Origin of the sequence: Pseudonocardia sp., from assembly GCF_035305885.1 — a bacterium.
GTDB lineage: Bacteria > Actinomycetota > Actinomycetes > Mycobacteriales > Pseudonocardiaceae > Pseudonocardia.
Map to the genome: position 1 here is coordinate 1 of NZ_DATGOP010000002.1, position 25,271 is coordinate 25,271.

Below are 25,271 nucleotides of genomic sequence, written 5' to 3' on the forward strand. Positions count from 1 at the left end.
GAGCTGCTCCCGCAGCCGCGGGACCGGCCCGGGCGGCGTTGTGGGCACCGTCGCGAGCAGGCCGGCCGCCGCGGCCGCCCCGGCCAGCGCGACCGCGCCGAACGTGGCGCGCCAGCCGGGCTCGCCGCGGTGGGGATTGCAGCATGGCCACCTTCATGCCACCTCACCGCATGAAGGTGGCCATACTGCAACGGAGGGGCGCGGAAACCGCTTGCGCGGGGGTTTAGCGTTGACCGACGTGCTCCCGCCCTACCTGCTCCTGGTCAGGGCCGGCTTCCGGCGCCACTCCACCTACCTCACCGCGAGCTTCGCCGGGCTGTTCACCAACACCGTGTTCGGCCTGCTGCGGGTCGCCGTGCTGCTGGCGGTCGTCGCGCCCGCCGGCCGCGTCGCCGGCTACGACGCCGCCGACACCAGCACGTTCGTCTGGCTGGGGCAGGGCCTGCTCGCCGTCGTCCTGCTGTGGCCGGACCGGCAGCTCGCCGAGCGCGTGCGCTCCGGCGACGTCGCCATCGACCTCGCCCGCCCGTGGAACCTGCAGGCCGCGCTGCTCGCGCAGGACATCGGCCGGGCGGGGCACGCGGTGCTCATCCGGCTCGCGCCGCCCGTGGCGTTCGGCGCCGCGGTGCTGCCGTTCCGCTGGCCGGACAGCCCCTGGTCGGCGGTGCTGTTCGCGGTGTCGACGACGCTCGCGGTCGTCGTCAGCTTCGCCCTGCGGTTCCTGCTGGACCTCACCGCCTTCTGGATGCTCGACAACCGCGGCGTGGTCGGCATCTACGCGTCGGGCTCCGGCCTCGCCTGCGGCCTGACCATCCCGCTCGCCTTCTTCCCCGACGTCCTGCGCGCCGCGCTCTACGCGACGCCGTTCCCGGCCCTGATGCAGACGCCGATCGACGTGTTCTCCGAGCGCGGGCCGACGGCCGCGCTGATCGGCCACCAGGTGCTGTGGGCCGCCGTCCTGCTCGCCGCGGGCCGGCTCGTGCTCGCCCGCGCCACGCGGAAGCTGGTGGTGCAAGGTGGCTGACCGGTCCCGCCGGCGCGGCGTCTACCTGCGGCTGCTCGCCTCCCGCGTGCGCAGCCAGCTCGCCTACCCCACCTCGTTCGCGCTCGACCTCCTCGGACAGGCGATCGGATCCGCCGTCGAGCTGGTCATCATCCTCGCCGTGTTCGCGCAGGTCGACTCGCTGGGCGGGTTCACCCGCGAGGAGGTGCTGCTGATCTACGCGCTCGCCGGCATCTCGTTCGGGCTCGCCGACCTCGTCGTCGGCCAGCTCGACGACCTCCCGCGCTGGATCCGCACCGGCGAGCTGGACGTGCTGCTCGCCCGCCCGCTCGGGGTCTTCCCGCAACTCGTGACCAGCGACCTGCAGCTGCGCCGGCTCGGCCGGGTCGCCGTCGCCGCCGTCGTGCTCGGCGTGGTGCTGGCGCAGGGCGGGGTGGCCGCGACCCCGCGCAACGCGGTGCTCGTCGTCGGCACGCCGTTGGTCGGCGCCGCGATCATCGGCGCGATCTGGGTGGCCACCTGCTCGGTGTCGTTCTGGGTGGTCGAGGGCCGCGAGGTGGCCAATGCGTTCACCTACGGCTCCCAGCTCACCACCTCCTACCCGATCACCGTGTTCGAGCCGTGGCTGCGTCGCGCCGCCTGCTACGCCGTTCCGGCCGCGTTCGTCGCCTACTTCCCCGCCCTCGCGCTGCTCGACCGACCCGACCCGCTGGGCCTGCCGCACGCCCTGCGCTACGCCTCACCGCTCGTCGCCGTCGTCGCCGCGGCCGTCGCGGCGCTCATCTGGCGCACCGCCGTCCGCCACTACCAGGGAGCTGGGTCATGACCCGCGCCACCGAACCCGCCATCGCGACCGAGGGCCTGCGCCGCGAGTTCACCGTCGGCCGCCGTCGCGCCCGCCGCACCGTCGTCGCGGTGAGCGGCGTCGACCTGCGCATCGAGCCCGGCGAGGCGGTCGGCTTCCTCGGGCCGAACGGCGCCGGCAAGTCGACGACGATCAAGATGCTCACCGGCATCCTCGTCCCGACCGCGGGGAGCCTGCGGGTCTGCGGGCTCGACCCCACCCGGCAGCGCCGCGAGCTCGCCCGCCGCCTCGGCGTCGTGTTCGGCCAGCGCAGCCAGCTGTGGTGGGACCTGCCGCTGCGCGACAGCTTCGAGCTGCTCGGCTCGGTCCACCGGGTGCCCGCGGACCGGCACCGCGCCCGCCTCGACCGCTGCGTGGACGTGCTGCAGCTCGCCCCGTTCCTGGACGTGCCCGTGCGGCAGCTGTCGCTGGGGCAGCGGATGCGCGCGGAGGTGACCGCGGCGCTGCTGCACGGCCCGCAGCTGCTCGTGCTCGACGAGCCGACCGTCGGGCTCGACCTGGTGAGCAAGGAGCGGCTGCGCGCGTTCCTGGAGGAGGTCAACGTCGTCGACGGCGTGACGATCCTGCTCACCACCCACGACCTCGCCGACGTCGAACGGCTCTGCCGCCGCGTCGTCGTGATCGACCACGGCCGGGTCGTCACCGACGACTCGATCGACGCGCTGCGCGCCCGCTCCGGCGGCGCCCGCGAGGTCGTCGTCGAGCTGGCCGCGCCCGCCGACCCGCTGGCTGGCCTGCCCGGCGTGCACGACGTGCGCGTCGAGGCCGACGGCCTGCGCCAGCGCCTCGCGTTCGCCCCCGGCGACACGACCGCGGCCGCCCTGATCTCCGCGGTCGCCGCGCGGGTCGAGCTGCGCGACGTCACCGTCGTCGAACCGTCCATCGAAGACCTGGTGCGCACGCTCTACGCCGGCCGGTGAGCCGTCAGGCCGGGAACTCGACGGGCTCCGCGCCGTCGGGCAACGGCACCCGCAGCACCCGCATCTGCATCGCGAGCAGGGAGTAGTAGCCCACCAGCGTGGTGAGCTCGACCGCGCCCGCCTCACCGAGCGCGCCGACCACGGCCGCCCACGCCTCGTCGTCGACGTCGCCGGTGGTGAGCAGTTGCGCGACCGCGACCGCCGCCGCCCGCTCCGCCTCGTCCTCCGGCTCCACCGGGCCCCCGGTGCGGACCGCCTCCACCAGCGCGGCGGGCAACCCGGCCGCCGCCGCGAGCGGGGCGTGCGCGAACCACTCGAACTGCGCCCGGTGGTGCGCCGCCACCTGCAACGTCGCCAGCTCCCGCACCCGCTCCGGGAGCGCGCTGCGGTACCGCAGCGCGGCACCCACCGACTGCAGCGCCGCCCCCGAACGCGGGGCGCGCAGCATCGCGTCGAACGGGCCCTCGAGGCTCCCGTCGGGCGCTCGCCGCACCCGGCCGGGCGGGTCGGTCAGCGCGTCGTACACCGCGCGCTGCTCGGCGTCGAGCTCGTCGGGCCGCAGCGGCCGCAATCGGCGCTCGCTCATCCGCCGCCGTTCAACAGGCTCGCGGTGATCGTCACGGCGATCACCGAGATCACCGTGCCCAGCCCGGCGTAGCACAGCACGTCCAACGGGCGGCTGCGGATCGCGAGCAGCCCCACCCGCTCGGTGGGCAGCAGCAGCCGCAGCACCGCGGCGACGATCAGCGCGCCGCCGAGCAGCACCGCTCCCTCACGCCAGTGGTGCGTGAGCGTCCTGACCATGCCCACAGCGGCGATGAACAGCACCAACGTCATCGGTGCGTGCACCGGCAGGCGGGAGCGGAGCGGCGCGGTCACGACCCCTCGCCCACCGCCCGCTCGGCTGCCTCCACCACGTTGGTCAGCAGCATCGCCCGCGTCATCGGCCCGACCCCGCCCGGCATCGGCGCCAGCAGCCCGGCCACCTCCGCGACCTCGGGGGCGACGTCCCCGACCAGCCCCGACTCGGTGCGCGTGACGCCGACGTCGAGGACGGTGGCGCCCGGCCGCACCATGTCCGCGGTGATCAGCCCCTGCACGCCCGCCGCGGCGACCACGACGTCGGCCCGCCGCACCTCGGCGGCGAGGTCCTTGGTGCCGGTGTGGCAGAGGGTGACGGTCGCGTTCTCCGACCGGCGGGTCAAGAGCAGCCCGAGCGGCCGCCCCACCGTCACCCCGCGGCCGACGACCGTCACCCGCGCCCCGTTGAGGTCCACGCCGTAGCGGCGGCACAGCTCGACGATCCCGCGCGGCGTGCACGGCAGCGGGCCCGGCTCGCCGAGCACGAGCCGCCCGAGGCTCACCGGGGCGAGGCCGTCGGCGTCCTTCATCGGGTCGATCCTGCCCAGCGCGGCCCCCGCGTCGAGGCCCTTCGGCAGCGGCAGCTGCACGATGAACGCCGTGCAGGCCGGGTCGGCGTTCAGCTCGTCGACGGCCCGCTCGACGTCGGCCTGGGTCGCGTCCGCAGGCAGCTCCCGCTGGATCGAGGTGATCCCGACCTTGGCGCAGTCGCGGTGCTTGGCCCGCACGTAGGAGTGCGAGCCCGGGTCGTCCCCGACGAGCAGCGTGCCGAGCCCCGGCGTCACGCCGTTCGCCTTCAGCTTCTCGACCCGCGCGGCGAGCTCGCCGAGCAGCTCCTGCAACGTCGCCTTGCCGTCCATCACCGTCGCCGTCACGAGGCCCATCCTCCCAGCCGCGATCGCGCCGTCCATCGGCCGGTGCCCCGAGACCCACCCGACAACTGTCGCGGCGGCGGCACGTCGATTGTGGCGTCGGCACACCGACTGCAGCTCGTGCTCGCGCACTCCCCGCTCGGGCGGGAATCTGGATGCTGCCCCGGCGCGGCCGACCTGCTCCTGGCGGGTCTGCTCTCCAGGGCGCGGAGTCCACCCTGGCGCTGGTGTCGGCCCTGCAACGTGCCGAGTGAACCGGCCGGCTCAGCTACGCGTCGACGCCGCGCTGACCGCCGCCCCCACCCGGGTGCCGGCACGGCTGTTCGTCCCCGGCCACGAGCTCGGGGGTGACCGAGTCCAGGGCCACCGACACGCCGGCGCGGATTCACGCACGTCGAGGAGAAGGGGTCCGCTCCACGCGGCGTGGTGTTCTCACCTGCTACGCGGGGCGGCGCCGGCCCACCGGGTACGCGACCACGACCCGACGAGCGCAGAGCTGCGCATGCTCATCGGAGTGTCTCGCCGCTCGCCCGTTGCCCCGCTCGCTCGGCCTCGGCCTCTGCCTCCGTGCTGTACAGCCGGAACATCTCGGCCGCATCGGGGCCGTCGTACACCGGCTGCCCGTTGGCGTCGGCGACGTGGTTCACCCCGTCGGACGGCACGTTGCGCCATGGCAGTGGATGTCTGGACTCGGCAACCCGTTCGGCATCGGGTGGATTCCTGCGGGTGATCCGCCTCCTTCCACCGCCCCTCATCTACCGCACCTTCTCCGGGACGTGGTCGAGGACGTACAACACGTGCACCGCAAGATCCGACGCCTCCTTCTCGCTCAGTTTCGAGCGTTGCGTCAGGGCTTGCGCCACCAGCCGGACGCGCTGTTCATAGAGCGAGACGTAGGTCTTCGCTGCGCCTTCCACGAGTGATTCCTCCATGACTCGGGCGGATCAGAGATTCGACATGCCGACCAGCCGGAAGCGGCCGGCGTCGACGGGTCCTCCGTCGAGGTCCCACCGCTGCTGCGCCAGCTCGTCGTCGACCGCGCCGGGGGCGAACTCGCCGCGCAGCAGCGCGTCCACATGGTCGGTGTTGCCGCGATGTCCGGCTGCCATCAGCGCGCTGTGTGCGGCCTCCGGCGCGGCGTCCGGGGCTACGACCAGGAGCGTGACACGGTCGGCGGCGCTGAGGACGTCGATCGTGGCCGGATGCTGGGACCGGTAGCCGGAGAGCCGGACGCGCCGCCCGTCGAGGCTGATCCTCCGCGGCGTGGGTCCCCAGGTGTCGAGGTTGTAGGTCACGTCCTCGACGGGCCCCATCCGGACCGCGAGCACGGCCAGCAGCGCCGGTAGTTCGCCCGGAAGGTCTCGCGACCGGGGCCACCACCCACCGTCGACGAAACCGGTGACGGGCCCGCGCGGCTTCAAGCGCAACCGGAGATCGCGGTGGCCACCGGTCGAAGCGCTTCGGGTGGTGGAATCCGACGTCATGTCGGTGCTCCGTCCTCGGACGCGGACGTCCGCGTGGACTTTCGCCGAGGACGACATGGGCTCGAGCGCCCGTGTACTGGCTGAACCCGACAACTCCGACGATACACCCGTCGACAGCTCGAGGCCGTCGGCTCGGCCGCTTTCTCAGCGGCGACGCTCGCGTTCCTCACGGTAGACGAACTCGACGAATTCGCCCGCGTAGCCACAGGGCGAACCGTCCCAGCCCACGCGGCTGGGGTCGATGCCGTCCACGCGCTGGATTCCCTGCTCGTCCTCGACCACCACCCAGGCCGCCACGGGGTTGTACACCAGCTCGCCCCCCTCCCGATACACCGCGTAGTAGCCCGCAGCAGGAACGATCTGGGTGATCTTGTCGCCTGGCCGCATCCCGATCTCCCTTCACGAGTCGCCGACGGACGTCGTCCGCGGGCGCAAGCCGGCGAGGATGACGTCGAGGCCCTCGTCGAGTTCGCGTGCACCGTCGTACACGGCGAGCTCACCGGCCAGCGCGCGCAGCCGCGGGAACTCGCGCACCGGCAGCCGCTGCAGCCCCAGCCACAGCAGGTCCTTGCTCTCGTCCGGGGCGGGTACGCGCTCCTGCAGCTCGTTGAGCACCTGCCCGTAGAGGAAGCCCATGTAGAGCCGGTAGGCGTGCAGCGCACCGCGACCGTCGAACCCGACGCCGACGAACAGGTCCAGCAGGGCCTCGAGCGGGCGCAACGTGCCGAGCGGACGCATGGCCAGCGGGGTGGCCAGCGGCCGGGTCATCATCAGCGGTGCGAGATTCGGGTGGGCGAGGGCGAGCGCACGGAAGGCGTGTGCGTTGCGCCGCAGCGTCTCCTCCCAGTCACCGCCCTCGGGCACGGCGGGAACCGGCAGCTCGGACAGCGCGAACTCGACGATCCCGTCGAGCAGATCCTCCTTGCTGGACGCGTGGCGGTACAGGCGCATCGGATCACGGCCGAGCGCCGCGCCGAGCCGCCGCATCGACAGCGCCTCGACCCCGTCGGCATCGACCAGCGCCACCGCCGCGCGGAGCACGTCGGTTCGAGACAGCGTGGTGCGCCGCCTGACACGTCGCCTGGCAGCGGTGCCGACGGGCTCTGGCTCGCGTTCGACGTCGCCGGCCACCCGGCCACCTCCGTGCTCGTCGCGTGCGGCCCCACCATCAGCGGATGGTCTCACCGCTACACTGTAGAGTCTACATCGTAGCGCTATTTTGTAGCCCACGGTGTAGTGCTACATCCGTCGATCCCGGGTACTCCGGGACGGGACGTCTTGGAAGGCCCGCGGACGTCGTCCCGCCGCAGGGCCCTTCCGAACGGCTCGCGCCGCCGCCCAGACCTCGCGGCGCGACTGCTGCACGCCCGATACCCAAGGAGCATCCGACATGACGTCGACCCCTGCGACCGCCAACCGCGGTGGCACAGCGCCGACCAGCGATTCCCGACGCGGCGCCGCCAAACCCGTCCTCGACGGTCGGCGGCCGCCCGGCGAGAGCGTGCTGGTCTACCTCTTCACCCTGATCCCGACGTTCGCGCTGCTCGCAGCCGCACCGCTGGCCTGGGGCTGGGCGCTGGGCTGGACCGACATCGGCCTCGCCGTCGGCTTCTACCTGCTGTCCGCCTTCGGCGTCACCGTCGGCTTCCACCGCCACTTCACCCACCGCGCGTTCAAGGCCAACCGGGGTCTGCGCAACGGCCTGGCGATCGCAGGCAGCATGGCCCTGCAGGGCGACGTCATCACCTGGGTGGCCGACCACCGCCGCCACCACGCCTTCTCCGACAAGGAGGGCGACCCGCACTCCCCGTGGCTGTTCGGCACCACTCCCGTCGCGCTGGCCAAGGGCTTCTTCCACGCCCACCTCGGCTGGATGTTCGGCAAGGACCGCACCAACGCCGCCCGCTTCACCCCCGACCTGCTCGCCGACCGCGACATCGCCCGCATCAGCAGGCTGTTCCCGCTGTTCACCGTGATCAGCCTGCTCGCGCCCGCCCTGATCGGCGGTCTGATCAGCATGTCGTTCTGGGGTGCGGTCACCTCGTTCTTCTGGGCCGGGCTGGTCCGCGTGGGCGTGCTGCACCACGTCACGTGGTCGATCAACTCGATCTGCCACATGATCGGCGAGCGACCCTTCGCCGCCCAGGGCAAGGCGACCAACTTCTGGCCGCTGGCGATCCTGTCCCTCGGCGAGTCATGGCACAACCTGCACCACGCCGACCCCACATGCGCCCGCCACGGTGTTCAACCCGGCCAGATCGACCTGTCCGCCGGCCTGATCCGGGTGTTCGAGAAGCTCGGCTGGACCCGCGACGTGCGCTGGCCCACCCCCGCCCGCCTCGCGAAGCTCGCCGCCTCGAGCTGACATCCCGGCCGGTCGCGGCGGTGTCGGGACCGGGAACTCACAACCTGAGGCCTCAGGAGTCGCGGGCTCGACGTCGCCGTGCCGGCCTCCGCGGATCGCGTCGCGGACCCACCTGCCACGGCGATTCGTACTTCTGCAGAAGGCGGAGGCCGCTGTCGCGGTCGAGCAAACCGATCACGATGACCGTCGCGAAGATGAATGCCCCGAGAAAAGTGATCATCGCCGACTTCCGTTCTGTCGCAGCTCCGCCTGGGAATCAGGCGATGCGTCGGGGTCGGGCAGCTACTTTTCGCTGTACTCGGCGCCGCCACCGGCTAAGCGTCAAGACGGACGGGATGAGGCGACCGAGCGCCGACGGTGGTCGGTGCTCTCCCTTCTCGGCCTCGCGGATGATCGAGATGGCGAACCGCGAACGAAACGATCCGGAGGTTGCCGCGAATCCTTCTGCAACAGCAGCCTACTCCCGCGCAGCGGGTCGCCGGGTGATCGCCACCGTCCGGGCGGCGGCGAGCGCGACCCCCGACAGCGCCCACACCGCGATCAGGACCACCACGTCCGGCATCGCCAGGCAGAGCTGCCAGAAGGTGAACGACCGCCCGATCAGCGCGCTGAGCAGCGTGGGCAGCCCGGCGAGCAGCGCCGTCGGGAGCAGGAGCCAAGCCGGCCCCGCCACCGCCCTCCACCCGCGGGCGCGCCCCCGCCACCGCGGCACCCGGGCGAGCTGGCGCACCCGCAGGGCGAGCACCGCGACGGCGGCGGCGCCGAGCGCGGCGGCCACCAGCGCGGTGCTCCGCGGGCCGGGCGGCTCGGTCCCACCGGTGAGGAGGTCGGCGAGCCCGGCGGCGAGGCCGGCCGTGTCGGCCAGCGCGTTGCTGCCGTTGAACAGCAGCACGAACCCCTGGCCGCTCCCGGGGAGCAGCACCTGGATCGCGCTGTAGGTCGAGAGCACCCCGGTGTGCGCGAGCCGGCCGGGCGCGACGACCTGCCAACCCATGGCGTAGCCCCCGGCCACGCCCGGCGGTGGGGTCTGCATCAGGGCGACGTCTCCGGGCCGCAGCACGGGCCCGCCGCCGGACGCCTGCGCCGCGAGCCAGCGACCCATGTCCAGCGCGGTCGACACCACGCCACCCGAGCCGGCGACCAGCCCGTCGAGCTCCGGGCGGGCGACCGGCACGCCGAACAGCAGGACGTGGCCCGGCGGCGCCCCGGCCTGCGTCGTGGTGGCGCCCGCGACGCTGTCCGCCGCCCCGAGCGGGGCGAACACCCGCTCGCCGAGGTTCTCCGCCCACGACCGTCCGGACACGACCTCGACCAGCTGAGCGAGCACCTGGTAGTTGACGTCGCAGTAGTGGAACTCGCGGCCCGGCTCGCTCACCGGCCGCACGTCGCGCAGGCTCGCCACCCGCTGCGCCAGGTCCTGGTGGGGGTCGTTCAGCGACGGGATGGCGGGGTCGGCGAGGCCACTGGTCTGGTTGAGCAGGTGCCGGACGGTGATCGGCCCCACCACGGGGAAGCCCGGCAGGTAGGCGCGCACGGGGGCGTCGAGGTCGACGCGGCCCTCGGCCGCCAGCTGCAGCACCGCCGCCGCCGTGAACGACTTCGTCAGCGACCCGACCCGGAACGGCGTGCGCGGGGTGACCGGGTCGCCGTTCCCGTCCGTGCCGTACCCGGCGACGTGCACCACCTCGCCCCCGCGGACGACCGCGACGGCCATCCCCGGCAAGCCGGTCGCGGCGAGGCCATCGGCGAGGTAGCGGTCGATGGTCGCGGGCTCGAAGGCCGCCGCGGCGGGCGGGGCGCCGAGCAGCGCGGCGGCGACGCATCCCAGCGCCACCACGGCAGATGCGGCGCGGCCGAGGGCTCCCACGGGTGAAGTCCAGCACGGCGCCTCAGCGGAAGTCGCGCGACTTCACCGGCACCGTGAGCGGCAGCTTCTGCAGCCGGTCGGCCACCAGGTTGAGCACGCCCTCCGGGCTGCGCTCCAGCCGCCCGCGCACGAGCAGCGCGGTGCTGCTGACCGCCACCGTGCGGTAGCGCGCCCACAGCCCCTCCGAGCAGGTCACGTTGAGCATGCCGCTCTCGTCCTCCAGGTTGAGGAACGTGACCCCGCGGGCGGTGGCGGGCCGCTGCCGGTGGGTGACGATCCCGCCGACGAGCACCCGCGGCATCGGGTGCTCCGGGTCGCCGGGCGGGATGGAGCGGCCGATCGCGTCGAGGGCGTCGATCCGCACGGCGCCGAGCGCGTCGAGCCGCTCGCGCAGGTGCTGCATGGGGTGGGTGCCGGGCGAGACGCCGGTGGCCCAGATGTCGGCGGCGGTGAGCTCGACGTCGGTGAGCCCGGGCAGGGCGGGCGCCTCCAGCCCGACGGCGGTGCCGGGCAGCTGCTCGGGCCGCACGGCCGCGACCACCCCGGCCGCCCACAGCGCCGAGCGGCGGTCGATGCCGAGGCTGCCGAACGCCCCCGCGGTGGCGAGCGCCTCGGCCTGCGGCACGGTGAGCCGGACGCGGCGGCCGAGGTCGGCGAGGTCGCGGTACGGCCCGCCCCGGTCGCGCTCGGCGACGATCTGCTCGGCCAGCTCGGTGCCGATGCCGCGCACCTCGGCGAGCCCGAGCCGGATGGCCTGCCCGCCGGTGGAGAGCGGGTCGGGCTGCAGGATCGCCTCGGCCCGCCCAAGGTTGACGTCGGGGCCGCGGGTGAGCACCCCGTGCCTGCGCGCGTCGGCCACCAGCGACTGGGGCGAGTAGAAGCCCATCGGCTGGGCGTTGAGCAGCGCGGCGCAGAACGCGGCCGGGTAGTAGAGCTTGAACCAGGCGCTGTAGTAGACCAGCGACGCGAAGCTGATCGCGTGGCTCTCCGGGAACCCGAAGTTGGCGAACGCCAGCATCTTGCGGAAGATCCCCTCGGCCACCTCGCCGGTGATGCCCCTGGTCGCCATGCCGGCGAAGAAGCGGCCGCGCAGCCGCTCCATCTTCTCCTCCGACCGCTTGGCGCCCATGGCGCGGCGCAGCTCGTCGGCGTCGGCGGCGGAGAACCCGGCGACGTCCACCGCGATCTGCATGAGCTGCTCCTGGAACAGCGGCACGCCCAGGGTCTTCTCCAGCGCGCCCTTGAGCAGCGGGTGGTCGTAGTCCCACTCCTCGAGGCCGTTGCGCCTGCGGATGTAGGGGTGGACGGAGCCGCCCTGGATGGGGCCGGGGCGGATCAGCGCGACCTCCACGACGAGGTCGTAGAACGTGCGCGGCTTGAGCCGGGGCAGCGTGGCCATCTGCGCCCGCGACTCCACCTGGAACACCCCCACCGAGTCGGCGCGCGCGAGCATCGCGAAGACGTCCGGGTCGGTGGGCTGCAGCTCGTGCAGCTGGACCTTCCGGCCGTGGTTCTCCTCGACCAGGTCGATCATCAGGTGCAGGGCGGTGAGCATGCCCAGCCCGAGCAGGTCGAACTTGACCAGCCCCGCGTACGCGCAGTCGTCCTTGTCCCACTGCACGACGCTGCGCCCCGGCATGCGCGCCCACTCGACGGGCACCACCTCCGACACCGGCCGGTCGCAGATGACCATGCCGCCGGAGTGGATGCCCAGGTGGCGCGGGAAGCCGAGCAGCTGGTCGGCGAGCTCGACCACCTGGTCGGGCACGTCGGCGGGCGCGTCGGCGACGGGCCCGCTCCACCGCTCGATCTGCTTGCTCCACGCGTCCTGCTGGCCCTGGGAGAACCCGAGCGCCTTGGCCATGTCGCGGACGGCGGAGCGCGGCCGGTAGGTGATCACGTTGGCCACCTGGGCGGCGCACCCGCGGCCGTACTTGGCGTAGACGTACTGGATGACCTCCTCGCGGCGGCCGGACTCGATGTCCAGGTCGATGTCCGGGTAGCCCTCCCTGGCCGGGGACAGGAAGCGCTCGAACAAAAGCCCCATCGCCACCGCGTCGACGTTGGTGATGCCCAGCGCGTAGCAGACCGCCGAGTTGGCGGCCGAGCCGCGGCCCTGGCAGAGGATGTCGGCCTTGCGGCAGAACTCGACGATGTCGTGGACGATCAGGAAGTAGCCGGGGAAGTTCTTCTGCTTGATGATCTCGAACTCGCGCCGGATCGTCTCGATGGCCTCGGGGTGCTCGGCGTGGCTGCCGTAGCGGACGGCCATCCCGCGCTGGATCAGCTCCCACAGCCAGCTCGCCTCGTCGTGCCCCGGCGGGACGTCGAACGGGGGCAGGTCCGGCGCGACGAGCCGGATCGGGAACGCGCACGCGGTGCCGATCTCGGCCGCCCGCGCCACCGCGCCGGGGTAGCGGGTGTCGAACCGCGCGGCCATCTCCGCGCCGGAGCGCAGGTGGGCGGTGCCCGCGGGCGGCAGCCAGCCGTCGGCCTCGTCGAGGCTGCGCCGGGCCCGCACCGCGGCCATGGCCGTGGCCAGCGGGTACCGGCGCGGGGTGGCGTAGTGGGCCGCGGTGGTGGCCACCGTGGGCAGGCGCAGGTCGCGGGCCAGCTCGGCGAGCGCGTCGTTCAGCTCGGTGTCGGTGGGCAGCCCGGCGTGGGTGAGCTCGACGGCCACGTGGTCGGCGCCGAACCGCTCGACGAGCCGGCGCAGCTCCTTGGCCGCGGCGTCGCGCCCGCCGGAGCGCAGCGCCTGGCGCACCGCGCCCTTGCGGCAGCCGGTGAGCACGACGACCTGCCCCGCGGTGTCGGCCCCCACCTCGTCGAGGTCGTAGACCGGCCGCCCCTTCTCCTGCCCCCGCAGCTGGGCCCTGCTGATCGTGCGGCAGAGCCCGCGGTAGCCCTCCGGCCCACGGGCGAGCAGCAGCAGGTGGCTGCCCTCCGGGTCGGCCACCCCGTTCTGCGGGGCGCTGAGGCCGAGGGAGAGCTCGGCGCCGAAGACGGTGCGGACGCCCAGCTCGGCGGCGGCCTCGGCGAACCGGACCACCCCGTACATGCCGTCGTGGTCGGTGAGCGCGATCGCGGAAAGGCCCAGCCGCGCCGCCTGCTCGACCAGCTCCTCCGGGTGGCTCGCGCCGTCGAGGAAGCTGAAGTTGGAGTGGCAGTGCAGCTCGGCGTACGGCACGCGCGCCTCGGGCCCCTCGACCGGCGGGGGCACGTAGGGCTCCCGCTTGCGCGACCACGCCGGGCCGTCGCCGCCGTCGGGCGGGCCCGCGAGGTTCGGCGCATCGCGCGTGCGGCCCGACAGCGCCGCCTCCAGCTCCTGCCACGGGACATCCGGGTTGTTCCAGCCCACACCCGAGAGTCGAACAGACGTTCGAGATCGTCTCAACCGCCCGACCAGGCGAATCGGTCACACCACGGCGCGTGGCGGCCCGGTCACGGCCGAAAACCCGGTGCCCGGCGACGCGCCACCCGCTACCGTCCGCCGCGGTGGCGACGACGGGAGTGACGACCCCCGAGCCGCCCGGCCGGTCACCGTCACCGACCGGCGACCCGATCGCCCACACCTCCCGGGGAACGCGAACCGAGGAGGTGCCGATGCCCAGGACGCTCACCGCCGACCTGCACCGCCGGGTCGGGCAGCGCGTCACGGTGCAGGGGTGGGTCCACCGCCGCAGGCGGCTGTCCCGGGTCGGGTTCGTCGTGGTCCGCGACCGCAGCGGGCTCGCCCAGGTCGTCGTCCCCGGCGGACACGAGCGGCTCGACGCGCTCGGCGAACAGACCGTCGTCGCGGTCGAGGGCACGGTGGTCGCCGACCCGAAGGCCCCCGGCGGCGCCGAGCTCACCGACCCGGAGTTCACCGTGCTGGGCTCGGCCGCCCCGCCACCGGTGCCGCCGTGGCACCCGATCCTGGACGCCGGCCTGCCCACGCTGCTCGACCACGCCCCGGTCGCGTGGCGCCCCCCCCGGCCCGGGCCGCGGTGTGGCGGCTCGCGGCCGCGCCGCTGCGCGGGTTCCGCCGCACGCTGGACGAGCGGGGGTTCACCGAGATCCCGTCACCGAAGCTGGTGGGCGGCTCCGCCGAGTCGGGCGCGGACGTCTTCGCGGTCGACCACTTCGGCCGGCCCGCGTACCTCGCGCAGTCGCCGCAGTTCTACAAGCAGATCATGGTCGGGGTGTTCGAGCGGGTCTACGAGGTCGGCCCGGTGTTCCGCGCCGAGCCCCACGACACCGTGCGGCACCTCGCCGAGTACGTCTCGCTCGACGTCGAGCTCGGCTTCGTCCGGGACCACCGCGACGTGCTCGCGGTGCTGCGCGACGTGCTCGCCGGGATGGTCGACGCGATCCGCACCGAGGCGGGCGCGGCGGCGCGGGTCGCGGGCTCGCGCCTGCCGGACGTGCCCGAGCGGATCCCGGTGATCCACTTCCGGGACGCGCTCGCGCTGGTCGGCGCCGACCCGGACGAGCCCGACCTGGCGCCGGAGCACGAGCGGCGCATCGGCCGGTGGGCGCGTTCGGAGCACGGGTCGGACTTCGTGGCCGTCGAGGGCTACCCCGCGCGCAGGCGCCCCTTCTACACCCACCCCGAGCCCGGCGACCCCCGCTGGACGAACTCGTTCGACCTGCTGTTCCGGGGCCTCGAGCTGGTGACCGGCCGCCAGCGGCTGCACGAGCACGCCGACTACGCGCGCGCCCTCGCCGAGCGCGGCGAACCGGTCGAGGCCTACGAGCCGTACCTGCAGGCGTTCCGGCACGGCATGCCGCCGCACGGCGGCTTCGCGATCGGGCTGGAGCGGTGGGTGGCGCGCCTGGTGGGGGCGGACAACATCAGGCTCACGACGCTCTTCCCCCGCGACCTGCACCGCCTCGCGCCCTGAGCTCAGGCCGAGCGGGCGATCGCGTCGGCCGCCGCCAGCATCTGGGACCCGACCGGCTGCAGCCCGATCGCGGTGGCGAGCAGGCCCGTCGAGACGCGCTCGACCACGCCCCACTCCCAGATCGCGACCGGGTCGCACCCGGTGCGGGCGGCGAGCGCGCGGGCGCGGTCGCGCGGGTCGCCCGCCATCAGCTCGACCGGGTCCTCGCGCATGAGGACGCCCAGGTCGTACTCGGGCTCGGCGAGCAGGCCGTCCGGGTCGACGAGGGCGAACCCGCCGTCGCGGGTCTGCAGGGTGTTCCACTGGTGCACGTCGCCGTGCACCAGCACGGCGCGCTCCGGCCGGTGCGCGGCGATCCGCCGGTCCGCGCAGACGAGCGCGTGGTCGACGGCGGCGCGGGAGCAGGGCCCGCCGAGGTCGCGCCACATCCGGAGGATGTGCTCGACGAGCCACCGGCCCTTCTCGGCGCCCGTGCGCAGGCCCGCGTCGGGGGCGGGCCGCCACAGCCGGGCCGCCAGCCCGCACATGATCTCCAGCCTGCGCTCGATCGGTACGCCGAGCTCGTACAGCGACGGGCCGAGCCGGTCCAGCAGCAGCGCGTGCCGCTCGACGTCCGACGCGAGCAGGCGGACGCATCCCTCGCCGCCGGCGAGCCGCAGCACGGTGATCTCGTCGGCCGCCTGGCCGGGGCGCGGGACGAGCAGCTTCAGCACGGCCGGGGTGCCGTCGGTGAGCTCGGCCTCGGCGACGAACGCCTCGGTGGGGTCGGGGTAGGCCCGCCCGACCGTGATGCCCCAGTCCCGCTCCAGCCCGGCGACCAGCTCGGGCAGGCCCGCCACCCACGCGCCCGCGCCCGCCTGCTCCGCCTTCGCCCGCACGACGTCCGGCAGCTCCACGTCACCGACGGTAGCGACAGGGCAGCAGCGGTAGCCGATCAGGCGGCGAGCGGCGCCTCGGGGGCGGCCGGGCCCGGTACCGGCGTCAGGTCACCGGCGTCGGGGCCGAGGTAGGGCGGCGTCGGGCCACCCGGACAGGTGCACAGGCTCAGCGGGCGCATGCAGTGGGGCGCGAAGCACGTGTCGTACCCGATCCGCTCGCCCGTCGAGGTCATCACGTAGGAGACCGAATTGTTTAGCATACGTCAACCAACGTCTCGGCCCGGTGATTCATTCCCCGGATCAGGCCCCGACCAGCGGAAGGTGCTCGGCGAGCGCCGCCGCGATCACGGCCTTCGGCCGCGCGCCGACCACCTGCGTGACGACCCGACCGCCGACGTACAGGTTCAGCGTGGGCATCCCCAGCACGCCCGCGGCCTGCGCGGTGCGCGGGTTGGCGTCGACGTCGAACTCGGCGACGACGAGCCGCCCGGCGTGTTCGGCGGCGAGCTCGCGCAGCACCCGCTTGATCATCTTGCAGGGTGGGCACCAGTCGGCGGTGAAGTCGACGAGCACCGGCAGCTCGGCGCGCAGCACGGTCTCGTCGAACGTGTCGTCGGACACCGTGACGATCATCGGTCCTCCTCGGCGAAGCAGCAGCGGGGGGCGGGCGGATCACCGAGCTGCGCCACCAGCTCGTCGCGCACGGCGTGCAGCCGGGCGAGCCACGCGTCGACCTCGCCCAGCTTCTTGCGCTGCACGGCGCGCGAGCCCGGGCAGCTCGCGCCGGCGGGGTGGCCCGCGCGCAGGCACTCGACGAACGGGCGCGTCTCCTCGAGCGTGCACCCGAGGTCGACCAGCGACCGGATCTCGGTGACGAGCGCGAGGTCGCGCTCGTCGTAGTCGCGGTAGCCGCTGGCCCGCCGCCGCGCCTCGAGCAGGCCGAGCGCCTCGTCGTGCCGCAGCGTCCGGGTGGTCACCCCGGCCCGCCGCCCCAGCTCACCGATCCGCACGCAGGCGACGCTGAACCCCGACGCCGACGTGAAGGCCACACCACTTTCCGACGAACGGCGCGCTCGTCGGATAGGTACCGACGAACGCGCCGTTCGTCGGGATCAGCGAGGCGGCAGCTCGCCCGAGCCCCTGCGGATCAGCGTCGTGGGCACCAGGCGCACCGCGGGTGGGCTCGTGTCTCCCGCGATCCGGGCGAACAGCAGGGTCGCCGCGGTCCGCCCGATCGCCGTCGGGTCCTGCGCGACCACGGTGACGCCGGGCGTGAGCAGGTCGGCGAGCGGGACGTCGTCGAACCCGACCAGCGCGACGGACCACTCCGCGCCCAGCCTGCGCAGCGCCCGCACCGCCCCGATCGTGATCATGTTCTGGGCGGTGAACAGGGCGGTCGGCGGGTCGGGGCGGGCGAGCAGGGCCGTGACCGCGCCGTCGGCCTCCCCGGACTCCTTCAGGTCGTGCACCACGAGGCCGGGGTCAAGCGGCAGGCCGAGCGAGTCGAGGGCGTCGCGGTAGCCGGCGTAGCGCTGCTCGGCCGTGCGGATCGAGCGCCGGTCGCCGAGGAACGCGATGCGCCGGTGCCCGGCCGCGGCGAGGTGCCGCACGGCCTCGGCCGCGCCGAGCGCGTTGGTGGTGATCACCGAGTCGACGGCGAGGCCGCGCGCCTCGCGGTCCACGCAGACGATCGGGGTGTCGGACGGGAGCTCGTCGGCGAGGTAGGACTGGTCGTCCCCCGCCGGCGCGATCAGCAGGCCGTCGACCCGCCGGGAGCCGAACTCGCGGGCGAGGGCGCGTTCCCGGTCGAGGTCCTCGTCGATGCTGGCGGAGAACACCACCACGCCACGCTCCCGCGCCACGTTCTCGACGGCGCGCTGCACCGCGGCCGAGAACGGGTTGGCCACGTCCTCGAGCAGCAGGGCGATCGCCGACGTGCGGCCGTCGGTGCGCAGCAGGCGGGCACCGGGGTGGGGGCGGAAGCCGAGCTCCTCGATCGCCCGCCGCACCCGCACCGCGAGCGCGGTCGAGACGCCGGGCTCGTCGTTGACCACGCGCGAGACCGTCTTGAGGCTGACGTCGGCGCGCTGGGCGACGTCGCGCATCGTGGGGCGGCGCCGCCGCACCGGACCGGTCTTCACCAGCGCAGCATGGCCGTCGCTGCTTTGACAACGTTGTCGCCGTGACCACTTCGTTACAAAGCCATGCCCAGAACACCCTTGTGGCGGCGACGTGGTGCCCGCCACAGTTTCGACAACGTTGTCTTCACGTCGACGATGACGAGAGGTCGTGCGATGAACAGAGCAGTGGCGGCCCGCAGGCGGGCAGGCGCGATCGCCATCGGGGCCGCGGCGGCCCTCGTGCTCGCCGCGTGCGGTGGCGGGTCCGAAGCCAGCGGCGGCGGAGGCGGCGACGGCGACCGGCCGATCGTCGGTCTCATCACCAAGACCGACACCAACCCGTTCTTCGTCAAGATGCGCGAGGGCGCCGAGGCGGCGGCCGAGCAGTGGGGCGTCGAGCTGCAGAGCTTCGCGGGCCGCCAGGACGGCGACAACGAGTCGCAGGTCCAGGCCATCGAGACGCTGATCTCCGCGGGCGCGGCCGGCTTCCTGATCACCCCCAACGACTCGAAGGCGATCGTCCCCACGCTCGACCGGGCGCGGCAGCAGGGGCTGTTCGTGGTCGCGCTCGACACCCAGACCGAGCCGCCGGACGCCGCGGACGCCACCTTCGCCACCGACAACTTCCAGGCCGGCCTGCTCATCGGGCAGTGGGCGAAGGCGAAGTTCGAGTCGGAGGGCAAGGAGCCCAGGATCGCGATGCTCGACCTGTCGCCGAACCGGCCGACCGTCGACGTCCAGCGCGACCAGGGCTTCCTGCAGGGCTTCGGCATCGACATCGGCGACCCGACGCAGATCGGCGACGAGAACGACCCGCGGATCGCCGGCCACGACGTCACCGACGGCGCCGAGGAGGGCGGCCGCACCGCGATGGAGAACCTCCTGCAGCGCGATCCGTCGATCAACCTCGTCTACACGATCAACGAGCCGGCCGCAGCGGGCGCCTACGAGGCCATCAAGGCCGCGGGCCGCGAGAACGACATCGAGATCGTGTCCATCGACGGCGGCTGCCCCGGCGTCGAGAACGTCAAGGCCGGGATCATCGGCGCCACCTCGCAGCAGTACCCGCTGAAGATGGCCTCGGAAGGGGTCGCCGCCATCGCGCAGTACGCGCAGGACGGCACCAAGCCCGCGAGCACCCCGGGCAAGGACTTCGTCGACACCGGTGTCACGCTCATCACCGACGAGCCGCAGCCCGGCGTCCCGTCGCAGGACACGACGTTCGGCCTCGAGAACTGCTGGGGCTGATCCATGGCGGACGACGCGAAGGGCTCGGTCGCCACGGCGGCCGAGCCCCAGCCACTCGGCTTCGAGGAGCGGCGGGCCGAGACGCCGCTGCAGCGGCTGCAGCACGTGCTGCACGCCCACCCGATCCTCGGCCCGCTGGCCGTGCTGCTGCTCGCGATCATCGCGTTCTCGCTGGTGAACGGCCGATTCCTCACGGCCGCCAACCTCGGGCTCGTGATGCAGCAGGTCACGGTCATCGCCGTGCTCGCGCTCGGCCAGACGCTGGTGATCCTCACCGCGGGCATCGACCTGTCCGTCGGCGCGATCGCGGTGTTCTCGTCGATCATCATGGCCAACCTGGCCACCGACCTGGGCATGTCCGGCGCCGCCTCGCTGGTGGTCGGGCTGGTGTGCGGCACCGCGATGGGGGCGTTCAACGGCTTCCTGGTCACCCGGGTCGCGCTGCCGCCGTTCATCGTCACGCTGGGCACGCTGTCGATCTTCTTCTCGCTCAACGCGGTGGTGTCGCGCAGCGAGACCGTCCGCGGCACCGACATGCCCCCGCTGCTGACCTGGACCGGCACCACGTTCCCGATCGGCGACTTCCGGATCACCTACGGGTCGGTGATCATGCTGCTGCTCTTCGCGTTCTTCTACTACGCGTTGGGCTACACCGCATGGGGCAGGCACGTGTACGCCACCGGGGACGACATCGAGGCCGCCCGCCTCGCCGGTATCCGCACCGGCCGCGTGCTGTTCTCGGTCTACGTGGTCGCGGGGCTCATCTACGCGATCGGCGCCTGGATCCTGATCGGCCGGCTCGCGTCGGCGAGCCCGAACGTCGGCATCGAGTACAACCTCAACTCCATCACCGCGGTCGTGCTCGGCGGCACCAGCCTGTTCGGCGGGCGGGGCCTCGTGCTCGGCACGCTGGTCGGCGCCCTCATCGTCGGCGTGTTCCAGAACGGGCTGCAGCTCGCGGGCGTCGACGTCGTGTGGCAGGGCTTCGCCATCGGCCTGCTGGTGCTCGTCGCCGTGTCCCTCGACCAGTGGATCAGGAAGGTGCGGGCATGACCCCTTCGGCGCACGCAGCGGGCGCCGCGGGCGCGGCGAGCGCCCCCGCCCGCACCCCCGTCCTCGAGGCCAGGGGGCTCGTGAAGCGCTACGGCCGCGTCACCGCGATCGCGGGTTGCGACCTCGAGCTCTACCCCGGCGAGATCCTCGCGATCATCGGCGACAACGGCGCAGGCAAGACCAGCCTGGTCAAGGCGCTGTGCGGGGCGCTCATCCCCGACGAGGGGGAGATCTACCTGGACGGGGAGCGGGTGCAGTTCCGCAGCCCCATGGACGCCCGGCGGGCAGGCATCGAGACCGTCTACCAGAACCTCGCCGTCGCGCCCGCCCTCGACATCGCCGACAACCTGTTCCTCGGCCGCGAGGAGCGCAAGCCGGGGGTCCTCGGCTCGGTGTTCCGGATGCTCGACCGCAAGCACATGCGGTCCGAGGCGAAGCGGCACATGACCGAGCTCGGCATCACCACCCTGCAGAACATCCGGCAGGCGGTGGAGAGCCTCTCCGGTGGGCAGCGCCAGGGTGTGGCGGTGGCGCGGGCGGCCGCCTTCGGCAGCAAGGTCCTGATCCTCGACGAGCCGACGGCGGCCCTGGGCGTCAAGGAGGGCAACCGGGTGCTGCAGCTGCTGCGGGACGTCCGCGACCGCGGCCTGCCGGTGATCCTCATCAGCCACAACATCCCGCACGTCTACGAGGTGGCCGACCGGATCCACATCCAGCGGCTCGGCAGGCGCGCCACGGTGATCACCCCGCAGTCGCACACGATGTCCGAGGCGGTGGCGATCATGACGGGCGCGGTCGAGCCTCCCCCGCCGGTGGCCTGAAACGGGCAGACTGCCGGGCATGCGGTGGGCGAGCCCGGTGGTGCTGGTGGCGGTCACGGCGATGGCGTGCGGGGCGCCCGCCCCGGCGCCGACCGCGCCGCCACCACCCGCGCCCGACCCGGAGCTGCCGTCCCGCCTGGTCGAGGACGTCTCCGGCGACGGCGCGCTGGCGCACCTGGCCGAGCTGCAGCGCATCGCCGACTCCAGCGGCGGCAACCGGGCGCTCGGCACCCCCGGCTACGACGCCTCCGTCGAGTACGTGGCGGGCGTGCTGCGCGACGCCGGCTACGACGTGCAGACCCCGGAGTTCAGCGCGCGCCGGTTCGAGGTTCAGCGCGAGGAGTTGACGGTGGGCGGCGAGGCCGTGGAGGTCTCGGCGCTCGGGTTCTCGCCCACCACGCCGGAGGAGGGCGTCACCGGACCGCTCAGCGCCATGGCGGGCGAGGGCTGCGACCCCGCGGACGCGGCGGGCGTCGCCCCCGGGTCGGTGGCCCTCGTCCGGCGCGGCACGTGCACGTTCGCCCAGAAGGCCGCGCAGGCCGCCACGGCGGGCGCGGTCGGGGTGATCGTGATCAACAACGAGGACCGACCGCTGGACGACGGCACGCTCGGCGACGGCGCGACCGGCGTGGTGCCCACCGGCGGGGTGAGCCGGTCGGCGGGCGACGCGCTGGCCGGGCGGGTCGGTGCGCCGGTCACGCTCACGCTGGTCACCACCGTGGAGGAGACGGCGAGCCGCAACGTGATCGCCCAGACCCGCACCGGGAACCCGGACGAGGTGGTCGTCGCGGGCGCGCACCTGGACTCGGTGCCCGATGGCCCCGGCATCAACGACAACGGCTCCGGCGTGGCGGCGCTGCTCGAGACCGCCGTGCAGCTGGGCGGGTCGCCGCCGGTGGCGAACGCCGTGCGGTTCGCGTTCTGGGGCGCCGAGGAGGTCGGCCTCGTCGGCTCCACCGCCTACCTCGACGGGCTCGCCGAACCGGAGCGCGACCGGATCGCGCTGTACGTGAACCTCGACATGGTCGGCTCCCCGAACGCCGGCTACCTCGTCTACGACGGCGACGACTCCGACCGCGAGGGCGACGGCCCCGGCCCGCCCGGCTCGGCCGCCATCGAGCGCGCCCTCGTCGAGGGCCTGGCCGCCGCGGGCGTGCAGGCCGCGGGCACCGACTTCAGCGGCCGCTCCGACTACGGCCCGTTCATCGAGCGGGGCATCCCCTCCGGCGGGCTGTTCACCGGCGCCGAGGAGACCAAGTCGGCCGAGGAGGCGCAGCGCTGGGGCGGCACCGCGGGCGAGGCGTTCGACCGCTGCTACCACCAGCCGTGCGACCGCCTGGACACGATCGACCGCACCGCCCTCGACCGCAACACCGACGCGGTCGCCTCCGCCCTGGCCCGGTTCGCCCTCTCCACCGAGGAGCTGACGACGGGCTGACGGGTCAGTCGTACTCGCCCGCGACCCACCACCGGTCGTCGCGGAAGACGAGCAGCAGCGCGCCGCCGTCGTCGAGGGCGACCTGCAGCCGACTGGCCTCGGACCGCCCCTCCCACCACCGCTGCTGCACCGGCCACGGGCCCGCCCACCCCTGCACCCGCCGCGGCGCGCCGCCGTCGACCGCGACGAAGCCCGGCAGCCCGAGGAGCAGGTCGGGCGCGCGGAGCCGCACCGGGCTGCCGTCGGCGGCGGTCAGCTCGGCCGGGATCGGCCGGGGCGGCACCGTGGCCGGGGACGGCGCGGGGAGCCGGCCCGGCCACGACGGCGGCGGGTCGCGGGGGACGGGGCGGCCGGCGGGGCGGCGCGGGGCCGGGACCCGGCGGCGCCGGTTGGTGGTGCGCATGCGTTCCGCCTCGGGCAGGTCGGCCGCGGACACCCGGCCGGTGCTGCGCACGACGTCCTCCGGCCAGCCCGCGGGTGCGACGTCGGGCCCGGAGCTCGCCCAGGTGCGCTCCTCGCCCGCCGGGGCGCTCGCGTCCGAGCCCGCCGGGCGTAGGCGCCGCTCGGGCGGTTCGGCGGCGGGGGCGGGGAGCCCGAGGTCGCGGTCGTCCCCCCACGGGACGAACCGGACCTGCTCGTCCGGATCCCGCCCGCCCACGAGGACGGCGGTGACGACCGACTCCGGCCCGAGCAGCGCCTGCACCCGCACCAGCGCGCGCCCGGCGCGCTCGTCGGCCTCCCCGACGTCGCCCCACAGCCCCAGCTGCAGGGCCCCCGCGGTGACGGTCTCCTCCGGCACCAGCCGGAGGAGGGCCACCGCGCCGCCCTCCGCCTCGTCGGGCAGGTCGCCCGCGCGCCTGCGGCGGGTGAGCCAGGCGTCCAGCTGCCAGCGGACCCGGTCGACGGTGCCGGCCGGGGTGAGCGGCTCGGCGCACCGCCAGATGCGGTGCAGCTCCTCCCCACCCACGGTGCGCGCGGCGACGCCGAGCCGGGTGCACGACAGGCCGTGGGAGGCGAGCGTGCGGTGCAGCCGCTCGGCGAGCCCGCGGGCGGCGAAGGCGGCCGCGTCGACCCGGTCGACGGGCGGGTCCAGCTCGACCTCGACCGCGAGCTCCTCCGGCGGGGTGCGCCGCACCGGCGGGCGGGGGTCGAGGCCGCGCGCGAGCCGGTGGCACAGCACCGCGTCGGCGCCGAACCGGGAGGCGACGTCCTCGGGGTCGAGCGCGGCGAACGCGCCCAGACTGCGCAGCCCGAGCCTGCGCAGCAACCCGACCAGCTCGGAGCGGTCGACGTCGGGCTCGCGGTCCAGCTCCTCGACGCCGAGCGGAGCCAGGAAGGCCGGGGTGTCGCCGGGCGCGACGATCAGCGCCCTGCGGGCGGCGAGCACCGCGGCGAACAGCCCGTCGGCCACCCCGACCTGGCACTCGACGCCGGTGCGGGCCGCGACCTGGTCGACCAGGGCCTCCGCGGCCTCCAGCTCCCCGCCGAACCAGCTCACCGGCCCCCGCGCGGGCAGCGCCACCAGCCCGGGCCGGACCACCTCGACCCCCGGCGCCAGCTCCTCGACGGCGGCGACGACCGGCTCGAACGCGCGGGCGTCGCGGTCGGGGTCGGGCGCGAGCACCGCGAGGTCGGGGCACCGCGCCTGCGCCTCCCGCCTGCGCAGCCCACGCCGCACCCCGTGCGCCCGCGCGACCGCCGAGCACGCGAGCACCCGGTTGGCGACGACCACGGCCGCGGGCCGGTGGGTGGGGACGCGGGCCGCCATGGCTGCCGCGGTGACCGGCCAGTCGGGCGACCACAGCGCCAGCACCCGCGTGGGGGTCGCGGGCCGGCTCATCCCGCCACCCGCTCGACCTCGCGAAGCGGCGCCACCGCCGGGCCCCGCGGGGCCGGGGCCACGGCGCCGTCGGGCCCCGGCAGCAGCACGGCGCCCGACCGCCCGGCCGCCGCCGTGCCCCGGCCGCGCACCCGCACCCCGACCCGCCGCTCCCGCAGCCGGCCCGCCCCGGTGCCCAGGCCGTGCCACCCGACGTCGGTGCAGGCGAGCTCGAGGTCGGCCCCCGGCCACGACCCGAGCGCCACCAGCACCGCGCCGCGCTGGCGCGCGCGGGCGGCCAGGCGCTGCCGCTCGGCCGCCCGGACCCGCTCCGCGCCCGCCACCGCCACGACGTCCATCCCGTCGAGCAGCGCGACGACGACGGCCACCAGGTCGGGCCCCGGCTCGGGGACGAGCGCGAGCCGCTCCAGCCGCACGCCCGCCTCGGCCGCCGCCACCAGCCCGAGCCCCGGCCTGCCGACCACGGCCGCCCACGCTCCCCCGGCGGAAGCCTCCGCGATCAGCGCGAACAGCAGCGACGTGGCGGCGGGCCCGGGCGGGAGCGCGACCGTGGAACCGCGGCGCAGCCCACCCGCGGGCAGCAGCCGGGCGAGCGGTTCGGCCACCGGGAGCACCCGCCCGTCCGCCTCCGGCACCGGCGCGGCCCGCACCGCCGCCGACCGGTCCTCCATGCGCCGCAACAGCCCGCGGGCGAGCTCGAGCCGGCCGGCCGGGTCGGCCGGAAGCCCTGCGACAACACGTACACCCAACGCA

Annotated in this window: 25 protein-coding genes and 1 pseudogene; 10 read left to right on the forward strand and 16 right to left on the reverse strand. The window is 74.5% G+C overall.

The annotated features are described in order from the left end of the window. The first annotated feature begins 238 nt into the window (after nucleotides 1-238). The 3 genes from VKZ81_RS00045 to VKZ81_RS00055 are packed head-to-tail and all read left to right on the forward strand — an operon-like array spanning nucleotide 239 to nucleotide 2,788. Entirely contained in the window at nucleotides 239-1,024 is a 786-nt protein-coding gene (locus VKZ81_RS00045; protein ID WP_324239282.1) for an ABC transporter permease, read from the forward strand. Further along, nucleotides 1,017-1,829: an ABC transporter permease gene (locus tag VKZ81_RS00050; protein WP_324239253.1), complete on the forward strand. Its 813-nt coding sequence runs from the start codon at nucleotides 1,017-1,019 to the stop codon at nucleotides 1,827-1,829. Before VKZ81_RS00045 ends, VKZ81_RS00050 begins: the two co-directional genes overlap by 8 nt. Beyond that, nucleotides 1,826-2,788 (forward strand): ABC transporter ATP-binding protein, encoded by a 963-nt coding sequence (locus VKZ81_RS00055; protein ID WP_324239254.1) that lies wholly within the window; start codon nucleotides 1,826-1,828, stop codon nucleotides 2,786-2,788. Before VKZ81_RS00050 ends, VKZ81_RS00055 begins: the two co-directional genes overlap by 4 nt. Before the next feature lie 4 nt (nucleotides 2,789-2,792). Here VKZ81_RS00055 and VKZ81_RS00060 read toward each other — a convergent pair whose 3' ends face one another. The 7 genes from VKZ81_RS00060 to VKZ81_RS00090 all read right to left on the reverse strand — a co-directional run bounded on the left by VKZ81_RS00060 (nucleotide 2,793) and on the right by VKZ81_RS00090 (nucleotide 7,046). Then, the gene (locus VKZ81_RS00060) at nucleotides 2,793-3,374 is read right to left on the reverse strand and encodes a carboxymuconolactone decarboxylase family protein (RefSeq protein WP_324239255.1); all 582 of its coding nucleotides are present in this window, start codon (nucleotides 3,372-3,374) and stop codon (nucleotides 2,793-2,795) included. After that, nucleotides 3,371-3,667 carry a DUF3017 domain-containing protein gene (locus tag VKZ81_RS00065; protein WP_324239256.1) on the reverse strand — a complete coding sequence of 99 codons (297 nt, stop codon included), beginning with the start codon at nucleotides 3,665-3,667 and terminating at the stop codon, nucleotides 3,371-3,373. The genes VKZ81_RS00060 and VKZ81_RS00065 overlap by 4 nt, the downstream gene beginning before the upstream one ends. Beyond that, nucleotides 3,664-4,524 (reverse strand): bifunctional methylenetetrahydrofolate dehydrogenase/methenyltetrahydrofolate cyclohydrolase, encoded by an 861-nt coding sequence (locus VKZ81_RS00070; protein WP_324239257.1) that lies wholly within the window; start codon nucleotides 4,522-4,524, stop codon nucleotides 3,664-3,666. Before VKZ81_RS00070 ends, VKZ81_RS00065 begins: the two co-directional genes overlap by 4 nt. A gap of 752 nt (nucleotides 4,525-5,276) precedes the next feature. After that, the gene (locus VKZ81_RS00075) at nucleotides 5,277-5,438 is read right to left on the reverse strand and encodes a DUF6307 family protein (RefSeq protein WP_324239258.1); all 162 of its coding nucleotides are present in this window, start codon (nucleotides 5,436-5,438) and stop codon (nucleotides 5,277-5,279) included. Nucleotides 5,439-5,465: 27 nt separating this feature from the next. Then, nucleotides 5,466-6,062, reverse strand: a complete 597-nt coding sequence (locus tag VKZ81_RS00080) for a DUF5994 family protein (RefSeq protein ID WP_324239283.1) — start codon at nucleotides 6,060-6,062, stop codon at nucleotides 5,466-5,468. Between the two features lie 87 nt (nucleotides 6,063-6,149). Further along, the gene (locus tag VKZ81_RS00085; protein WP_324239259.1) at nucleotides 6,150-6,392 is read right to left on the reverse strand and encodes a hypothetical protein; all 243 of its coding nucleotides are present in this window, start codon (nucleotides 6,390-6,392) and stop codon (nucleotides 6,150-6,152) included. Between the two features lie 12 nt (nucleotides 6,393-6,404). Beyond that, nucleotides 6,405-7,046: a TetR/AcrR family transcriptional regulator gene (locus VKZ81_RS00090; protein ID WP_324239260.1), complete on the reverse strand. Its 642-nt coding sequence runs from the start codon at nucleotides 7,044-7,046 to the stop codon at nucleotides 6,405-6,407. Nucleotides 7,047-7,395: 349 nt separating this feature from the next. Between VKZ81_RS00090 and VKZ81_RS00095 the strand changes: the two genes are divergently transcribed. Then, nucleotides 7,396-8,370, forward strand: a complete 975-nt coding sequence (locus VKZ81_RS00095) for an acyl-CoA desaturase (RefSeq protein ID WP_324239261.1) — start codon at nucleotides 7,396-7,398, stop codon at nucleotides 8,368-8,370. Between the two features lie 457 nt (nucleotides 8,371-8,827). Here VKZ81_RS00095 and VKZ81_RS00100 read toward each other — a convergent pair whose 3' ends face one another. Then, nucleotides 8,828-10,237 (reverse strand): serine hydrolase domain-containing protein, encoded by a 1,410-nt coding sequence (locus VKZ81_RS00100; protein ID WP_324239262.1) that lies wholly within the window; start codon nucleotides 10,235-10,237, stop codon nucleotides 8,828-8,830. Between the two features lie 22 nt (nucleotides 10,238-10,259). Continuing rightward, nucleotides 10,260-13,595, reverse strand: a complete 3,336-nt coding sequence (locus tag VKZ81_RS00105; protein WP_324239263.1) for an error-prone DNA polymerase — start codon at nucleotides 13,593-13,595, stop codon at nucleotides 10,260-10,262. A gap of 245 nt (nucleotides 13,596-13,840) precedes the next feature. Here VKZ81_RS00105 and VKZ81_RS00110 point away from each other — a divergent pair. After that, nucleotides 13,841-14,050, forward strand: a pseudogene (locus VKZ81_RS00110) (OB-fold nucleic acid binding domain-containing protein); the annotation flags it as partial. Between the two features lie 146 nt (nucleotides 14,051-14,196). After that, nucleotides 14,197-15,120 carry an aspartate--tRNA(Asn) ligase gene (gene aspS, locus VKZ81_RS00115; protein ID WP_324239264.1) on the forward strand — a complete coding sequence of 308 codons (924 nt, stop codon included), beginning with the start codon at nucleotides 14,197-14,199 and terminating at the stop codon, nucleotides 15,118-15,120. Nucleotides 15,121-15,122: 2 nt separating this feature from the next. On the opposite strand, the gene VKZ81_RS00120 is transcribed toward aspS, so the two are convergent. The 5 genes from VKZ81_RS00120 to VKZ81_RS00140 all read right to left on the reverse strand — a co-directional run bounded on the left by VKZ81_RS00120 (nucleotide 15,123) and on the right by VKZ81_RS00140 (nucleotide 18,139). Beyond that, nucleotides 15,123-16,016 (reverse strand): aminoglycoside phosphotransferase family protein, encoded by an 894-nt coding sequence (locus tag VKZ81_RS00120; RefSeq protein ID WP_324239265.1) that lies wholly within the window; start codon nucleotides 16,014-16,016, stop codon nucleotides 15,123-15,125. A gap of 38 nt (nucleotides 16,017-16,054) precedes the next feature. Continuing rightward, nucleotides 16,055-16,234 carry a hypothetical protein gene (locus VKZ81_RS00125; RefSeq protein ID WP_324239266.1) on the reverse strand — a complete coding sequence of 60 codons (180 nt, stop codon included), beginning with the start codon at nucleotides 16,232-16,234 and terminating at the stop codon, nucleotides 16,055-16,057. Nucleotides 16,235-16,298: 64 nt separating this feature from the next. Continuing rightward, the gene (locus VKZ81_RS00130; protein ID WP_324239267.1) at nucleotides 16,299-16,631 is read right to left on the reverse strand and encodes a thioredoxin family protein; all 333 of its coding nucleotides are present in this window, start codon (nucleotides 16,629-16,631) and stop codon (nucleotides 16,299-16,301) included. Beyond that, nucleotides 16,628-17,008, reverse strand: coding sequence for a MerR family transcriptional regulator (locus VKZ81_RS00135; protein WP_324239268.1), 381 nt, complete (start codon nucleotides 17,006-17,008; stop codon nucleotides 16,628-16,630). The genes VKZ81_RS00130 and VKZ81_RS00135 overlap by 4 nt, the downstream gene beginning before the upstream one ends. A 102-nt stretch (nucleotides 17,009-17,110) precedes the next feature. After that, nucleotides 17,111-18,139 (reverse strand): LacI family DNA-binding transcriptional regulator, encoded by a 1,029-nt coding sequence (locus VKZ81_RS00140; protein WP_324239269.1) that lies wholly within the window; start codon nucleotides 18,137-18,139, stop codon nucleotides 17,111-17,113. 153 nt (nucleotides 18,140-18,292) lie between these two features. Between VKZ81_RS00140 and VKZ81_RS00145 the strand changes: the two genes are divergently transcribed. Genes VKZ81_RS00145 through VKZ81_RS00160 form a run of 4 tightly spaced genes read left to right on the forward strand, consistent with a single transcriptional unit; the run spans nucleotide 18,293 to nucleotide 22,678 of the window. Further along, a complete protein-coding gene (locus tag VKZ81_RS00145; RefSeq protein WP_324239270.1) occupies nucleotides 18,293-19,366 on the forward strand; it encodes a sugar ABC transporter substrate-binding protein in 1,074 nt (357 codons plus the stop codon). 3 nt (nucleotides 19,367-19,369) lie between these two features. Continuing rightward, complete coding sequence (locus VKZ81_RS00150; RefSeq protein WP_324239271.1) at nucleotides 19,370-20,419, forward strand: ABC transporter permease; 1,050 nt, start codon at nucleotides 19,370-19,372, stop codon at nucleotides 20,417-20,419. After that, complete coding sequence (locus VKZ81_RS00155; RefSeq protein WP_324239272.1) at nucleotides 20,416-21,240, forward strand: ATP-binding cassette domain-containing protein; 825 nt, start codon at nucleotides 20,416-20,418, stop codon at nucleotides 21,238-21,240. The genes VKZ81_RS00150 and VKZ81_RS00155 overlap by 4 nt, the downstream gene beginning before the upstream one ends. A gap of 19 nt (nucleotides 21,241-21,259) precedes the next feature. Then, nucleotides 21,260-22,678, forward strand: coding sequence for a M28 family metallopeptidase (locus tag VKZ81_RS00160; RefSeq protein ID WP_324239273.1), 1,419 nt, complete (start codon nucleotides 21,260-21,262; stop codon nucleotides 22,676-22,678). 4 nt (nucleotides 22,679-22,682) lie between these two features. Here VKZ81_RS00160 and VKZ81_RS00165 read toward each other — a convergent pair whose 3' ends face one another. Together VKZ81_RS00165 and imuA' are read right to left on the reverse strand one after the other, a co-directional pair. Next, entirely contained in the window at nucleotides 22,683-24,518 is a 1,836-nt protein-coding gene (locus VKZ81_RS00165; protein WP_324239274.1) for a DNA polymerase Y family protein, read from the reverse strand. Continuing rightward, entirely contained in the window at nucleotides 24,515-25,267 is a 753-nt protein-coding gene (gene imuA' / locus VKZ81_RS00170; RefSeq protein WP_324239275.1) for a DnaE2-dependent mutagenesis accessory factor ImuA', read from the reverse strand. The genes VKZ81_RS00165 and imuA' overlap by 4 nt, the downstream gene beginning before the upstream one ends. Nucleotides 25,268-25,271: the final 4 nt, after the last annotated feature.

Excerpts from the sequence above, each read along its gene's own strand:
- VKZ81_RS00145 (WP_324239270.1), top strand. The coding sequence starts at position 18,293 with ATGAACAGAGCAGTGGCGGCCCGCAGGCGGGCAGGCGCGATCGCCATC.
- VKZ81_RS00095 (WP_324239261.1), top strand. The coding sequence starts at position 7,396 with ATGACGTCGACCCCTGCGACCGCCAACCGCGGTGGCACAGCGCCGACC.
- VKZ81_RS00155 (WP_324239272.1), top strand. The coding sequence starts at position 20,416 with ATGACCCCTTCGGCGCACGCAGCGGGCGCCGCGGGCGCGGCGAGCGCC.
- VKZ81_RS00160 (WP_324239273.1), top strand. The coding sequence starts at position 21,260 with ATGCGGTGGGCGAGCCCGGTGGTGCTGGTGGCGGTCACGGCGATGGCG.
- VKZ81_RS00165 (WP_324239274.1), bottom strand. The coding sequence starts at position 24,518 with ATGAGCCGGCCCGCGACCCCCACGCGGGTGCTGGCGCTGTGGTCGCCC.
- VKZ81_RS00130 (WP_324239267.1), bottom strand. The coding sequence starts at position 16,631 with ATGATCGTCACGGTGTCCGACGACACGTTCGACGAGACCGTGCTGCGC.
- VKZ81_RS00085 (WP_324239259.1), bottom strand. The coding sequence starts at position 6,392 with ATGCGGCCAGGCGACAAGATCACCCAGATCGTTCCTGCTGCGGGCTAC.
- VKZ81_RS00055 (WP_324239254.1), top strand. The coding sequence starts at position 1,826 with ATGACCCGCGCCACCGAACCCGCCATCGCGACCGAGGGCCTGCGCCGC.
- VKZ81_RS00150 (WP_324239271.1), top strand. The coding sequence starts at position 19,370 with ATGGCGGACGACGCGAAGGGCTCGGTCGCCACGGCGGCCGAGCCCCAG.
- VKZ81_RS00080 (WP_324239283.1), bottom strand. The coding sequence starts at position 6,062 with ATGTCGTCCTCGGCGAAAGTCCACGCGGACGTCCGCGTCCGAGGACGG.
- VKZ81_RS00060 (WP_324239255.1), bottom strand. The coding sequence starts at position 3,374 with ATGAGCGAGCGCCGATTGCGGCCGCTGCGGCCCGACGAGCTCGACGCC.